At 68.7% G+C, this 14,143-nt stretch carries 6 protein-coding genes and 1 pseudogene; 3 read left to right on the top strand and 4 right to left on the bottom strand.

Annotated features, from left to right (window positions below; translation table 11 throughout):
- Positions 1 to 21: 21 nt before the first annotated feature.
- The 3 genes from KVT44_RS17055 to KVT44_RS17045 form a co-directional block, all read right to left on the bottom strand.
- On the bottom strand, positions 22 to 1,995 hold the full coding sequence (locus KVT44_RS17055; protein WP_217567664.1) for a discoidin domain-containing protein: 1,974 nt from the start codon (positions 1,993 to 1,995) through the stop codon (positions 22 to 24).
- A gap of 85 nt (positions 1,996 to 2,080) precedes the next feature.
- Positions 2,081 to 5,641, bottom strand: coding sequence for a choice-of-anchor D domain-containing protein (locus tag KVT44_RS17050; protein ID WP_217567663.1), 3,561 nt, complete (start codon positions 5,639 to 5,641; stop codon positions 2,081 to 2,083).
- Between the two features lie 302 nt (positions 5,642 to 5,943).
- Positions 5,944 to 9,126: a carbohydrate-binding protein gene (locus KVT44_RS17045; RefSeq protein WP_217567662.1), complete on the bottom strand. Its 3,183-nt coding sequence runs from the start codon at positions 9,124 to 9,126 to the stop codon at positions 5,944 to 5,946.
- A 244-nt stretch (positions 9,127 to 9,370) separates the two neighbouring features.
- Here KVT44_RS17045 and KVT44_RS58095 point away from each other — a divergent pair.
- Positions 9,371 to 9,592, top strand: a pseudogene (locus KVT44_RS58095) (integrase); the annotation flags it as partial.
- 1,075 nt (positions 9,593 to 10,667) lie between these two features.
- A complete protein-coding gene (locus tag KVT44_RS17040) occupies positions 10,668 to 10,886 on the top strand; it encodes a M12 family metallo-peptidase (protein WP_217567661.1) in 219 nt (72 codons plus the stop codon).
- Between the two features lie 85 nt (positions 10,887 to 10,971).
- On the opposite strand, the gene KVT44_RS17035 is transcribed toward KVT44_RS17040, so the two are convergent.
- Positions 10,972 to 11,607, bottom strand: a complete 636-nt coding sequence (locus KVT44_RS17035; protein WP_217567660.1) for a TetR/AcrR family transcriptional regulator — start codon at positions 11,605 to 11,607, stop codon at positions 10,972 to 10,974.
- Between the two features lie 101 nt (positions 11,608 to 11,708).
- Between KVT44_RS17035 and KVT44_RS17030 the strand changes: the two genes are divergently transcribed.
- Positions 11,709 to 14,108, top strand: coding sequence for an MMPL family transporter (locus KVT44_RS17030; protein ID WP_217567659.1), 2,400 nt, complete (start codon positions 11,709 to 11,711; stop codon positions 14,106 to 14,108).
- The last annotated feature ends 35 nt before the right edge of the window (positions 14,109 to 14,143 follow it).

Below are 14,143 nucleotides of genomic sequence, written 5' to 3'. Positions count from 1 at the left end.
AAGGTCGAGGCCCTCTGTTCATCAGACGCCGAAGACCTGGAACTCCGAGACCTGCCCGGCCGGCCAGCCGTTGTTGGCGGTGAAGGTGAGGCGTACGTAGCGGGTGGTCACGGTGGAGGGGAGCGTGAGGGTCGCGGTGTTGCCCGTCGCCGGGTCGAAGGTGTAGCCCGCCGAGGCGAGAAGCTGGGCGAAGGTGCCGCCGTCCGTGCTGCCCTGGACGGAGATGGTCTGGGTACGGGTGGCCCAGGCGGTCGCCGGGGGAAGGTGGAGGACGATCCGTTTGACGCCGGTCGTGACGCCCAGATCGACCTGAACCCACTGCGGGAAGGCGTTGTTGGCGGACTCCCAGTAGGTGTTGGTGTCGCCGTCGGTCGCGTTGCCCGAGACATATGTCTGAGTGTGGCTGCTCTCCGAAGTGGGGCGGTGGAGGGCGAGGTTGGTGGTGCTGGACGGGGGGTCGGTGGTGACGGTGACCTGGTTGGAGGGCTGCGACACGTTTCCCGCCGCGTCGAACGCGACGACGTCGAAGGTGTACGCGGTGGACGCGCCGAGTCCGGTGACAGTGAAGGAAGTTGAGCTGGTGGTGCCCACCTGTGTGCTGGTCGAGCCGGACACCCGTAGGACGCGATAGCCGGTCACGCCGACGTTGTCGGTCGACGTGTTCCAGGCCAGCGAGACGGAGTCGCTGGTGTGCCCGGTGGCGGTCAGGGCACCCGGCGCGGCGGGCGGTGTGGTGTCACCGCCGGTGGGAACGACCGGCTGGGTGGGGCGAGTGGCGGTCAGCGCAATCTGGCCCTTGTGCATGCGACCGCCGTCGCCGGTCAGGCGCAGGTAGTAGTCGGAGGAGCAGGCGGTGCCGTCTTCGTCGAGGGCGAGGAATCCGGAGTTGGTGGGCACCCATGCCTGTGTCTCGGCGGTCTTGGCGATCTGGTTGCCCTCGTTGTACTCGTCGAACATCGAGATGTAGATGCCCTGCACCCCGGCCCGCACCATGTTGTAGAACTGCCGCCACATGAAGTCGCCGTGCGCGCGCTGCCGGCCGGAGACGTCGCCGGGCAGGACGCAGGGCTGGTAGTCGATGCCGTTGGCGTTGCAGTCGGCCTGGTCGCCGACGGTGTAGGTGTTGTAAGCGTTGTCGGCCTCGGACACATTGCCGATGGCGCCGACCATCCACGGCGAGATCATGTTGAAGGCGTGGTAGACGCCCAGATAGCCGCTCCGTGAGCCCCCGGTGTCCGTCCGCCATTCGCGCGGGACGCCGCCGATGACGTAACAGCCCTGGCCCTTGAACCAGTTGATGACATCGAGGCAGGCGTCGGCGGTGAAGGGGTGGTCGTTGTCGTTGAAGCCGAAGCCCCAGATGCAGACGACCGGCTTGCCGTTCTGCTTCGCGTAGGCCGAGGACGCGGTGTGCGCGGACATCTTGGCCGTCCAGTCCGTCTTGATCTCGGACTGCATGTTCGTCCAGTCCGTCACGTCGTACATGATGTAGAACTTCCGCCCGTACGACTCGGCGGCGCTGCGCACCTTGGTCGCCATGGCGTCGCGGGTGGGGCCCTCTCCGCCGGTGGGGTTGAAGCGCTGGAGTGCCGCGGTGTCGATGTTGTTCTGCTGCATCCACAGGAAGTGGGTGTCCACCGTCTGCTGGTCGTACGAGGAGAACAGCGTGGCTGGTTGGCCGTTGCCGAGGGCGGCGTACGACGTCTGGTACGTCCTGGTGTAGTCGCGCATATCGGGCCAGCATTTGATGCCGGTGTTGGACGGGGACGGCGGCTGACCCCAGTTCTGGGTCCAGTGCCACCAGCCGTTGATGGGCGCGCCGTCACCGACGCAGGCGAACCAGCCCTGGTAGCCGACGCTGATCTTGCCGACCACGTCGCCCGGCGGGCTGGCCGCCGACGCGGTTGGGGCGAGTACGGTCTCGGCGGCTCCCACCGTTCCCACCGCGGTGGCCGTGATCGCGGCTCGTAAGAAGACTCTGCGTGTGACACCCATCTGGACTCCTTTCGGTGGTCGGTGCCACCGAGCGCGCCTGCGCTCGGCGGCACCATCAAGTCAGGTCAGGTCAGGTCAAGTCAGGTCAGGTGTTCCAGACCTGGAACTCCGAGAGCTGACCGGCCGGCCAGCCGTTGTTCGCCGTGATGTTCACCCGGACGTATCGCTGGGTGGTCGCGGTGAACGTGATGGTGACCGTGTTGTTGGTGGTGGGGTCGAAGGTGTACGTGGCCGACGACTTGACGGTGGTGAAGGCGGAGCCGTCGATGCTGCCCGACAGGGACAGCGTCTGGTTGCGGGCGCCCCAGGCCGCGGGGAGCTGGAGGACGACGCGGCCGGCACTCTGCGCGGAGCCGAGGTCGACCTGGACCCACTGGGGAAAGGCGTTGTTGGCGCTCTCCCAGTAGGAGCCCTGGTTGCCGTCCGTCACGTTCGACGACGCGTATACGTCGGTGTGGCTGGACTCGGTGGTGGCCGCGCCGGCTGCCAGGTTCCTGCTCACCGTGCCGGCGCCGGTGCCGGTCAGCGCGACCGTGGTCGTGCCGTTCGACGCGTTGCTGGCGATGCTGAGATCACCGGTGCGGGTGCCGGACGCGGTGGGCCTGAAGGTGACGTTCACCGTGCAGGAGGCGTTCGCCGCGATCGACGTTCCGCAGTTGTTGGTCTGCGAGAAGTCGCCCGTGACGGTGATGCCGGAGACGGTCGCGGCCGCGGTACCGGTGTTGGTCACCGTGACGGCCTGCGCACTGCTGGCGGTGTTGAGCGCCTGGGTGGGATACGACAGCGACGTCGGGCTGGTCGACAAGGTCGCGTTCGAGGAGCCGCCGTCGCTGGGGAACACCTCGAAGTCCGACAACTGGGCTGCGTTCCAGCCTGTGTTGGCGGTGATGTTCACCCGCACGTATCTCGCCGTGGCGGCGGTGAACGTGATGGTCACCGTGTTGCTGTTGGCGTTCGGGTCGAAGGTGTACCCGGCCGATGCCTTGATCGTGGAGAAGCTCGAACCGTCCGTGGATCCCTGCACCGACAGGGTCTGCGTGCGAGCCGACCACGCCGTCGCCGGCGGGAGCTTGAGCACGACCTTGCCGACGCTGTAGTTCTGGCCGAGGTCGACCTGGGCCCATTGCGGGAACGAACCGTTCGTGCCCTCCCAGTACGTCGACGCGTCCGGGTCGGTGAGGTTCGAGGCGACGTACGGGCTGTTGCTCGAACTCGCCGTCGCCGGCCGCCCGGCGGCGACATTGGTGGTGCTGTCGATGCCGCTGCCGGCCAGGGAGACGACGGTCGGGCTGTTGTTGGCGTTGCTGGTGACGGTCAGGTTGCCGGCACGGGATCCGCCCGTGGTGGGCCTGAACCCGACGTTCACCGTGCAGGACGCGCCGACCGCGAGGGTGGAGCAGTTGTTGGTCTGGCTGAAGTCACCGGTCGCCGCGACGGCCGAGACGGTCGCCGATGCGGTGCCCGAGTTCGTCACCTTCACCGCTTGCGCGGTGGCCGACGAGCCGACCACCGTGGCGGCGAAGGACAGGCTCGCCGGGTCGGTGTTCAGCACCGGGCCCGGCGCGGTGCCGGTACCGGAGAGGCTCACCGTGTTGGTGATCCCGCCCGCGTTGACGGTCAGAGATCCGCTACGACTGCCGGTCGCCGTCGGCGCGAACTTCACACTGACGGTGCACGAGCCGTTCGCCGCGATCGACGAGCCGCAGGTGTTGGTCTGGGAGTAGTCGCCGCTGGTGGAGATCGACGAGACGAACGCGGCGGTGTTGGTCGGGTTGGAGACCGTCACGGTCTGTGCGTCGCTCGTCGAACCGGTCGGGACCGAACCGAAGTTCAGCGCGCCCGGGGTGGCCGTCACGCCTTCGGACGGGTAGGGCGGGTAGACCGGAGCCGGCCAGCCGCCGCAGTACGGCGTGCCGCTGATGCCGGAGTTGCCGCCGCCGTCGGTGACGACGAAGTTGCCGCCCGAGCAGTTGTACACCGGGGACGAGTAACCGACGCCGGTCGCCGTGACGTTGGTGAACTTGGCGGCGCCGCCGGTCTGTTCCTGCAGGGCGAAGGTTCCGGTGCCGGCGATGGTGACGTTGGTGAGGTTGACCCCGCTGATGGTGCCCTCGACCCACTGGACGGCCTCGTACGGACTCTGCTGGATCAGCGCGTTGGTCACGTTGATGGGGCCGGTGATCGCGCCCTGGCTGCCGTCGAACCACAGGGCGCCGACCCCGAACTGCCAGTTCGGGTCGAGGCTGCCGGCCCGGATCATGGTGTTGTCGGAGATCGTGGTGGTGCCGACCGGCGTCGACGTGAAGCGTTGCCCCACGTGGATGCCGCCGCCCTGGGCGAGGCCGGTGTCCACCACGCGGTTGCCGCTGACGGTGTTGTCGTGGCCGCCGTAGATCGCGATGGCGTTGGCGAGGATCTGCAGTGACACGGTGTTGTTGGAGATCGTGTCGTTGGCGTCGGCACCGATGCCGGAGTCCGCCCAGGTGGCGATGCCGTCGTCGCCGGTGTTGCGGATGTCGCTGTTGGTCACCTTCGAGTTGGTGACGGCGCCGTGGAAGTTGATGCCGTCCGCGGTGGTGTCGCGGATGCGCATGCCGGTGAACGTCAGCCCGTCCATCGGCCCGTCCATCCAGGCGCCGACCTTCATGTGGTCGATCCACAGGTTGGAGACGGTCGAGTCGCTCATCGCGCCGCCGATGCCGTTGACCTGGGCGCTGTCATCGCGTTCCTGCACATTGCCGAAGATCGCGAAGTTCTGCAGGCGCACGTTGGTGCTGGCCGAGGGTGCGGAGTTGCCGTAGAAGCCGGGGGCCGTGCCGGTGACGGTCGAGTACCACATGCCGGCGCCGGCGATCGTGACGTTGTTGACGCTGATGTGGCCGGGGATGTTGTAGGTGCCCGGCGGGATCCACACGGTGCCGCCGGGGCCGGCCGCGCTGATCGCGGCGTTGAACGCGCTGGTCGCGTCGCTCACACCGGTGGAGTCGGCGCCCTTGCTGGTCACCGACACCGACCCCGAGGGCGCGCTCAGGGCGGCGCCGACCTGCTCGAAGTCGGCGAAGTCGATCGTGTACGAGGAGGCGGTGTCCCCCGAATCGACCTGCAGCTTGAAGGTCGTTCCCGCCGGATAGGTGGTGGAGAACAGGCGGTGGGCCTCGTCGTAGAAGTGGTGCGGGTTGCTGCCCGGCGAGTTGGTGAAGGGGTAGCTGCCGTAGTACCAGCTGTAGGCGTTGGTCAGGGTGAAGTCGGGCTGCTTGACGCCGTCGACGTACAGGGACAGTGCGGCGGTGTAGACCGAGCCGTTCGAGGTGTCGGGGATGCTGTAGCGGAAGTTGATCGAGTTGGTGGCCACCGGCGTGGTGAACGTGACGTACTTGCCGGTGCCCTGGAGCGTCGTCGCCTTGCGGTACGACGCCTCGTCGGCCAACTGGCCCTGGGTGTAACTCGGGCCGATGGGTGTGCCGTTGGTGGCGGAGCTCTCCGCCTGCACCTCGACGTACGGCAGGCTCGCGCCGCTGCCGCCGGTGGCGGTGGACGCTGCCCAGGCGGGTTGGACGGCCAGCGCGACGACGCCGACGGCGGCCAGCATCGCGGTGCTGACCGCCCAGACGAGGGCGCGTCTCAGATCTCGGATGGAATGGAACACGTGCCACTCCTTTCATCACGAAATGCCGGAACTATGCCGCTGACGCCACCAGAGAGGGAGGGACGGGCTCAAAGGGAGTGGGGGGAAGGCATGGGGCGGTAACGACGCGTGGGGGACCGTAATATCGTCGACATGGACACGCAAGAAGCAGACAGAACATTGCAACAATAAAAATTCAGCCTGCAAGATCTAATGCATCGTCTTGAGGATGCGCCCAGCACCGGGCCGCGCAGGCCGCACGGGCCGCGCACATGACGGTGCCGCCAGACGGAGTGTCCGGCGGCACTGTGGGGAGGGTGGGGTCAGGAGGCCCAGATCTGGAACTCGGACACCTGGCCCGCGGGCCAGCCGCTGTTGGCGGTGATGGTGACGCGGTAGTAGCGCTGGGTGGCGGCGGGGAAGGTGAGCGTGACGGTGTTCTTGGTGTTCGGGTCGAAGGTGTAGGCGGCCGAGGACTTCAGGGTGGTGAAGGTGGTGCCGTCGGTGCTGCCGCCGAGGGTCAGGGTCTGGGTGCGGGCGCCCCAGGTGGGGGGCAGTTGCAGGACCACGCGGGAGGCGCTCCGGGCCGAGCCCAGGTCGACCTGGACCCACTGTGGAAACGTGTTGTTGGCGCTTTCCCAGTAGGAGCCCTGGTTGCCGTCCGTCACGTTCGACGACGGGTACACGTCGGTGTGGCTGGACTCGCTGGTGGGCTTGCCGGCGGCGAGATTGGTCCCGGTAGGGTCGGTGCCGGTGCCCGAAAGAGCCACCGTGGTGGGGTTGTTGGACTGGTTGCCGGTCAGGGTGAGAGTGCCGGTGCGGGAGCCGGCGGCGGTGGGATTGAAGGTGACGGAGACCGTACAGTTCGCGCCGGCGGCCAGGGCGATGCCGCAGGTGTCGGTCTGGGTGAAGTCACCGCCGACGGTGATCCCGGTGATCGAGGCGGTGGCGGTGCCGGAGTTGGTGACGGTGACGGTCTGCGCGGCGCTGGTCGTGTTCACGGCCTGGCCGGCGAAGGTCAGTGATCCGGGAGACGTGGTCAGGGTGGCCGACGGTGAGCCGCTCCCCGCGGCGAAGCCGAGGTGGTTGATGTTCCAGCCGCCGCTGTCCTGGTCGAGAGTCAGAATCTGTCGGCCGGCGGGCAGGGTCACGTGGGTGGTCACGGTGGCCCAGGTCTGCCAGTCGCCGGTGGCGGGCAGGTCGACGGCTCCGGTGAGGTTCGTGCCGGAGGCGTCCGAAAGGTGCAGCGCGCCTGTCACCGCGACCGGGGCCGCGACGCGGAGGTTGAGGGTGTAGGTACCGGCCGTGGCGACGTCCACGGTGTAGCGGAACCACTGTCCGCCGCTGGTCCAGCCCAGGTTGTAACCGCCGCCGGTGTCCGAGGTGTTGTCCAGGTCCACGCCGTCGGCGCGGTAGGAGTTGGCGTTGCCGTTGACGGAGGTGACGTTGTAGGCCACCCCCTGGCCGCCGGTGTCGTAGTCCTCCGTCTGCACCGTGCCGGGCACGGCGGCAGGGGTGCCGCCGTAGGGGCCCTCGGGATCGGCCGGCGGCCAGTGGTTGTCGCTCACCGTCGCGACGAACCCGCTGGAGTTGTTGACGAAGGCCGAGGCGCCGGAGCCGAGCCCGGTGACCGTGTTGCCGGTGATCGTCGCGGAACCGGTGGGCGCGGGGTAGAACGGCGGCGAGATCGCGATGCCGTTGCGGCCGGGGTCGCTGACCGTGTTGTCCTGCAGCAGGGTGTTGGTCGAGGTGGAGAAGCCGATCCCGTCGTAGAGGGAGTCGGTGACGGTGTTGCCGGTCACCGTGACCTTGTCGACGGTCCCGGTGTTCTGCCCGTCGCCGCCGTTGCCGATGTGCAGGGCGGGCTGGCCCTGACTGTAGGCGTTGCCGCCGGAGCGGACCACGGTGTTGCCCGTCACGGTCGCGGACAGCAGGTCGCTGCCGTTGACACCGAAGCGCCCGGCTCCCAGACCGATGTAGCGGGCTGTGTCGCTGATGTAGTTGTCCTTGACCTGGTGGCCGCTGCCCCCGTAGATCCCGACACCCTTGCCGCCCCATGGTGCGATCGAGGTGTTGTCGCTGACGGTGACATTGCTCATCGGGTTGTAGTAGGTCTTGGAACCGTCGCTGTTGGTGTTGTAGTTCACCGAGTTGATGGCGATCGCGTCGTCCCCGGTGCCGCGGACGAAGTTGTTCGTGACCGTCAGGTTGTTCCCGGTGTCGGCGCCCAACGACACGTTGTTGACGTTGATCCCGTCCGCCCAGATCGACGTCAGCCGGCTGTTCTGCACCTTCCCGCCGGTGCCGGAGGCCCAGAAGCCCGACATGGTGTGCTGGGTCCAGATGCCGTCGGCCAGCCAGTTGGTGCCGGTGGTGTCCATCGCGCCACCGTCCCCGCCGATGGTGCTCCGGCTGACGGCGTTGGCGTCGATGTGGAAGTTCCGCACGGTGCAGGAGGTCAGGTCGAACAGGGCCGCCAGCGGCGTGCTGTTGGGGACCGGGACGTCACGGTAGACCGTGCTGTACCACAGGCCCGCGCCCGCGATGGTGATCCCCTGTGCGTTCAGTCCCGCGGTGCCCTTCACGTAGAAGGTGCCCTGGGGGATCCATAGGGTCTTTCCCTGCTGCTGGGCCTGGTCGATGCAGTTCTGGATGGCGGCGCGGCTGTCCACCGACTGGCTGTCGGCCGCGCCGTTGGTCGGATTGTTGTCCGCCACCGCACCGCAACTCGTGATCGAGATCGAGTTCGTCGGCTGTGTCAGCGGCGCGGGCGGGTTCTCCACGTCGACGGAGTCCACGTCGTAGAAGGACGCGCTGTTGTCGGAGTCCTTCCGCAGCGAGAACGTGGCGCCCGCCGGGATCGGGGACCCGGTGACGAAGGTGTGCGACTCGTCCCAGAAGACCCTCGGGTCGCCGTCGGCCGGGTTCTGGTTGTCGCTCGTGTTGTAGTTGCCATTGCCCTCGTACACCCAGCTCTGCCGCGAGTTGAGGTTCAGCGCCTGCCGGAACACACCGTTGACGTACAGGTTCAGCGTTCCGGTGACACCACCGTCGGATGCCGAATCCGGGATGCCGGCGCGGACGTTGAGGAAGGAGATTGCCTGCCCGGTGGTGTTCGTCCACTGCACCGACTGGCCCGTGCCGCCCAGGTGGACATAGGAATGGCCCGACGCCTCCAAGGCGGCGCTTGAGTACTGCGTCGTCGGCGCCGAGGTCAGCGACCGGACGGCCGCACCCCCGCCCGGCGTTCCCGCCTCGGCCTCGTAGACCGAGAACGGCGTCGTCGCACCCACCGCCGCGCTCGCTGTCGCCTGCGCCTGCGCCTGCGCCTGCGCCTGCGCCTGCGCCTGCGCCTGCCGGGGAGCGTGGGCCTTCGGGCCGGCCCGGAGCGCCTTGGACGGCGGCGCCCCCTGTGTGGCGGCGGCCGGTAAGACGGACACACACATCGCGCCGACGGCGGCGACGGCGGCCACCGCCAGTCGCCGGGGTCTGGGGATCGTCAGCATCTGATGCTCCTTCAAGGAGTGCGGAAAACCGGCGCCCCGACCGTACAGAGCCCCCTTCCACCCCGCTAGATTCCGACGATGTAAAGAATGAGCCATGCAAGCCGTTGCAAGTTTCTTACTGAACTCCGCAAATATCGGATGGAGCGCGACATGACCCTCGGCGCCTTGCCGGTGCAGAGATTCCCATCCAAGGTCTGCACCTGCTGACGGTCGCGAACGGCCGGTGCTCGCGGGGTGGGCGTGCTCGATCCGCGCCCTGGTCCGGCGCCTGACCAGCGAGGACAGCGCGTGGGGAGATCGCCGCATCCACGGCGAGCCCGCCGCATGCGAGCTCTTCGAGACCCGCACCCCGACCGGGACTCACCTGTACGCCTTCGCGGTCATCAAGCATTCAACTAGGCGTATCCGGATCCTCGGCGCCACCGCACACCCGACCGCGGAATGGCTCGTGCAGCTCGGGCGCAACCAACCGAGTTCAGCTTTCGCGATCCGAGGCGGGGGATGATGTGCACGTTGATGGAGCTGTCGACGTGCTCGCCCGTGGAGTACTCCGCCATCGTGCGCTGCCAGCGCCGCGCGGCGTCTTCATTTTCTCCCCGTAGATCTGCGTCAGGCGCTCCATCGCGTCGTCCTGCGTGCCGTAGCCAGCCTCTTCACGCTGCTTGCCGAGAGCATCCCGGAATCGAATCGTGCACGGGTGCGAGCAGCGGGTCGGCCTGGAACAACCGCGTTCCTTGAAGAAGGACCCCGTCCCACAGGCGAGCTGTCGAGCCACGTATCAAGCCTTCCGAGCAGCGCGCCGGGCGGCACAGCAGGCCCCTGCCACGGGTACGGGTACGGGTACGGGTACGGGTACGGGTCAGCAGGCCGGACACCGTCCGGCCTGATGCTGACCATTTGCTGCGCCGATGCCAAGAAGTTCGCCGCGCTGTGCCGCACGCAGAAGGACGGCCCCTGTACTGGGACGGCCACGACCGAAGAAACCCGAGGTCTCCCTGGCCATCAGCGGAGCGTGCACGGGCGGGCCGGTCCTCCTCGACGGCGTCATCGAGAGCGGCTTCAAGGACTAGGTGTTCAAACCGCTGCCCAAGCGCCCGGGCGGGTACTGCCTGGAGGAGATCGACACCCTGAAGCCCCCCAGCGGGCACGGGGACGACACCGTCGCGACGACCGTGCCGACACGCTCCGGCAGCGGGGTCAAGGAGGTGCAGGACCGCATCCGCTACGGCGAGGGCCAGATCGACAAGGCCCTCGCCCGCCAGCCATGTGCCGGCCGGCGCGCACGTCGTCCACTCCTACCAGACGCTGCCGTCCGGCGTGCCCAACGAGGACGCCGGCATCATGAGGTAGAAGCTCGCCGACCGTCTCGACGTGTCGCTCGGCGCCACGGCTCACGCGAAGCGGGAGCAGTTCGGCGCCGACCTGGTGGCGCTCCTCGCCTCCATCCCCGGCCGGTTCAGCTCCGGCCAGGCCGATCTCCCCTGCCGCCCCCGTCCCGGTTCAGCAGGAATCCCGCCTTCTCCGTCACCAGCGTTCTGTCGGTGCAGGACTGGGACAACCTCGCACACGAGATCGACCACAACCTCGGCCTCCAGCACGACCGCAAGACGCTGATCGCGAACGGGGGCACGCCCGCCCCGGGGACCAGCAACTACGGCTGGGTCACCGCCGACCAGCGTCATCACACGCTGATGGCCTACAGCTCGGCCTGCACCCAGCCCGGCAAGGTCTTCAACCAGTACTCCAACACGGAGACGTGAACGCCAACCACACGATCGTCGCGCACTTCAGCCAGGCCGCGTGACCGCTCACTCCGACTCTTCGCTCGTCGATGGCTTGCGCGCCCTACGAGGTGTGCCCCTCCGCATCCGTCAGCGTCGCGAAGGCCGCCTGGGCGAAGTCGAGGACGCCGATCTCGTCACGCGTCGCCTCCGGCAGGCGGGCGTAGGTGAGTCGCAGGGCACGCAGCACGCCCACTCCCGCGCGGGCCAGGACGGACGCCCGCAGCACGCTTTCCGGCGCGGCCGGGTCGGCACCGTCCACCGTCATGCGGTCCAGGAACGCCGATGCGACGGCTTCCTCCAGGTCGAACAGGAGGAAGCGTTCGCCGCGCCCTGACGGAGCGGTCGACAGGGGCTGCGGTCCGGCGAGGAGGATCCCGGCGGCCCAGTCGTCGCGACCGGCGAGCTCCAGGACGGCGTTGCGCAGGGCCGCAAGGGGAGTTTCACCCTGCGGGCGGGCCCGGATCGCCTCCTCCAGCAGCGGGATGAAGTCCCGGACGTGCTGCAGGATCAGGCTCTCCTTGGAGGGGAAGTAGCGGAAGAAGGTCCGCTCCCCGACGCCCGCGGCGGCGGCGATGTCCCGCACGGTCGTCGCCTCGTAGCCGTTTTCCTGGAACAGCCCCGCCGCCGCGTGGATCAGCGCCTCATGCGTGCGCCGCTTGTTCTGTTCCCTGCGTCCCGGTTCTGTCGCGCTCTCCACACCCCGAGTATCCCAGTCCCGCGAAAACTTGGCAGTCCTGCCACTTTGTTATTGTGGCAGGACTGCCAGTTTTTGGGACCGCTTTCTCACCATGGAGCGCCATGCCCGCCTTCCTTCACCGCCTCGGGCGCCTCGCCTTCCGCCGCCGACGACGCATGCTGGCCCTGTGGTCGGCGCTGGTCGCGGCCGCCGTGGTCTGCATGACGGCCTTCGGCGGCACCGGCAAGCTCGACAACACCTTCTCGATCCCCGGCTCCGAGTCCCAGCGGGCCCTGGACCGGATGAAGACCGACTTCCCCACCTTCTCCGGCACGAGCGCGCAGATCGTGTTCACCGCGACGGACGGCCAGAAGGTGACCGACCCGGCCGACAGCGCCCGTATCCGGGCCGCCCTGGACGCGGCCGGGTCCGCGCCCCAAGTCGCCAAGGTGGTGAGCCCGTTCGACGCTCACACCATCTCCGCCGACGGCACCACCGCCGTCGCGCAGGTGCGCTACGAGGTCCCGCAGAGCGCGTTGGAGCCGAACGCGCTGGACGAACTCAAGTCCGCCGTGGCCGGAGCGAACCAGCAGGGCATGCGGGTCGACGTCGGCGGCTCCGCGTTCGGCAACGCCCCGTCGCAGTCCCACCGAAGCGACATCATCGGTGTCGGCGTCGCCCTGGTCATCCTCACTCTGACTTTCGGCTCCCTGCCGACCGCCGGAATCCCCGTCGTCACGGCGCTCTTCGGTGTCGCCACGGCCATCTTCGGTGCGCTGTCGCTCACCGGGACCGTCTCGATCTCCTCGACCGCGCAGAGCCTGGCCCTGATGATCGGGCTCGCGGTCGGCATCGACTACGCCCTGTTCATCGTCAGCTGTCACCGGTTCCACCTCGCCCACGGCATGGAGCCGGAGGAGTCGGCCGCGCTGGCGGTGGGCACGGCGGGCAGCGCCGTGGTGTTCGCCGGACTGACCGTGGTCATCGCGATGACCGGCCTCACCGTGGTCGGCATCCCCTATCTGACGGCCATGGGACTGGCCGCCGCCGGTGCGGTGCTGATCGCCGTACTGGTCGCGACCACCCTGCTGCCCGCGGTCCTCGGCTTCGCCGGCACCCGCCTGACGCCCGGGCCGGGCTCCCGCGCGATGCGCCGCGAGCAGGCCGTCGGCGGTGCGGGCGAGGACGCCGCCGGCGCCACCGGCGCCAGCTTCGCGAGCGCTACCGGGGAGAACGTCCTGAGCGGTACCAGCGACAACGTCGCCGGCGGTACCGGGGAGATCGTCGCGAGTCGTACCGGCGAAAACGTCGCGAGCCGTACCAGCGAGAACGTCATGAGCCGTACCGGCGAGCACGTCGCGGGGACGGCCGCCAACGCCGCCGAGCGCTGGTTCCGGCTGGTCACCCGCCGCCCCCTGCTGACCCTGGTCGCGGTGGTGGCCTCCCTCGGCGCGCTGGCCTGGCCCGCCCACGACATGCGCCTCGCCCTGCCCGACAACGGCACCGCGCCGAGCTCCTCCTCTCAGCGCATCGCCTTCGACAGGGTCGGCGAGAAGCTCGGGCCCGGTTTCAACGGCCCGCTCCTCGTGCTGGCCGACACCAGCCACAGCTCCGACCCCACCACAGCCGCCCAGCGGGTCGCCGCCACCATCGGCGCGCTGCCCGACGTGGCCACCGTCGGCAAACCCGTGGCCAACCCGGCCACCCACACCGCGCTCATCCAGGTGATACCGGACAGCGCGCCCAGCGACCCGGCGACCAAGACGCTGGTCAACTCCATCCGCGACGACCGGGCCGCGATCCTGCGGGACACCGGCGCCACCGTCCAGGTCACCGGCAGCACCGCCGTGAGCGTCGACGTCGCCGCGAAGCTCAATTCGGCGCTGATCCCCTTCGCCGCCGTCGTGATCGGGCTTTCGCTGCTCCTGCTGCTCCTGGTCTTCCGCTCGCTGGTGGTGCCCCTCAAGGCCGCAGCGGGCTTTCTCCTCTCGATCGCCGCGACCCTCGGCGCGGTGATCGGCGTCTTCCAGCTGGGCCACCTCGGCAGCCTGATCGGTGTGGACACCACCGGACCGGTCAGCAGCTTCCTGCCGATCATCCTGCTGGCCGTGCTGTTCGGCCTCGCGATGGACTACGAGGTCTTCCTCGTCTCGAGGATGCGGGAGGCCTACCTCCGCACCGGGACTCCGCTGGGCGCCGTGCACAGCGGCGCGCGGCACAGCGGGCGGGTCGTGACGGCCGCGGCCCTCATCATGACCTCGGTCTTCGCCGCCTTCCTCACCTCCGACAGCACGATGCTCAAACAGATCGCCTTCGCACTCGCCGCCGGTGTCCTGCTCGACGCGTTCGTCATCCGGATGACCTTCGTCCCGGCCGTCCTGGCACTGACCCGGCACGCCGCCTGGTGGCTGCCGAAGTGGCTGGAGCGGCGCCTGCCCGACCTCGACATCGAGGGCGACCGGCTCGGCCCCGCCCACGCCGTACCAGAATCCGTACCCCTCACCCCGTCGACGGCCGACTGACGACACCTCACTGCCGCCCCGCCCCACCCGGATCC

The sequence above is a fragment of the Streptomyces sp. GbtcB7 genome (assembly GCF_019091445.1).
Lineage (GTDB): Bacteria > Actinomycetota > Actinomycetes > Streptomycetales > Streptomycetaceae > Streptomyces > Streptomyces mirabilis.
Note: the sequence above shows the minus strand (reverse complement) of the source record. Positions and strands in the feature narration are given on the sequence as shown.

What these genes read in the sequence shown, in the direction of transcription:
- KVT44_RS17055 (WP_217567664.1), bottom strand. Translation starts at nt 1,995, where the DNA reads ATGGGTGTCACACGCAGAGTCTTCTTACGAGCCGCGATCACGGCCACC.
- KVT44_RS17045 (WP_217567662.1), bottom strand. Translation starts at nt 9,126, where the DNA reads ATGCTGACGATCCCCAGACCCCGGCGACTGGCGGTGGCCGCCGTCGCC.
- KVT44_RS17030 (WP_217567659.1), top strand. Translation starts at nt 11,709, where the DNA reads ATGCCCGCCTTCCTTCACCGCCTCGGGCGCCTCGCCTTCCGCCGCCGA.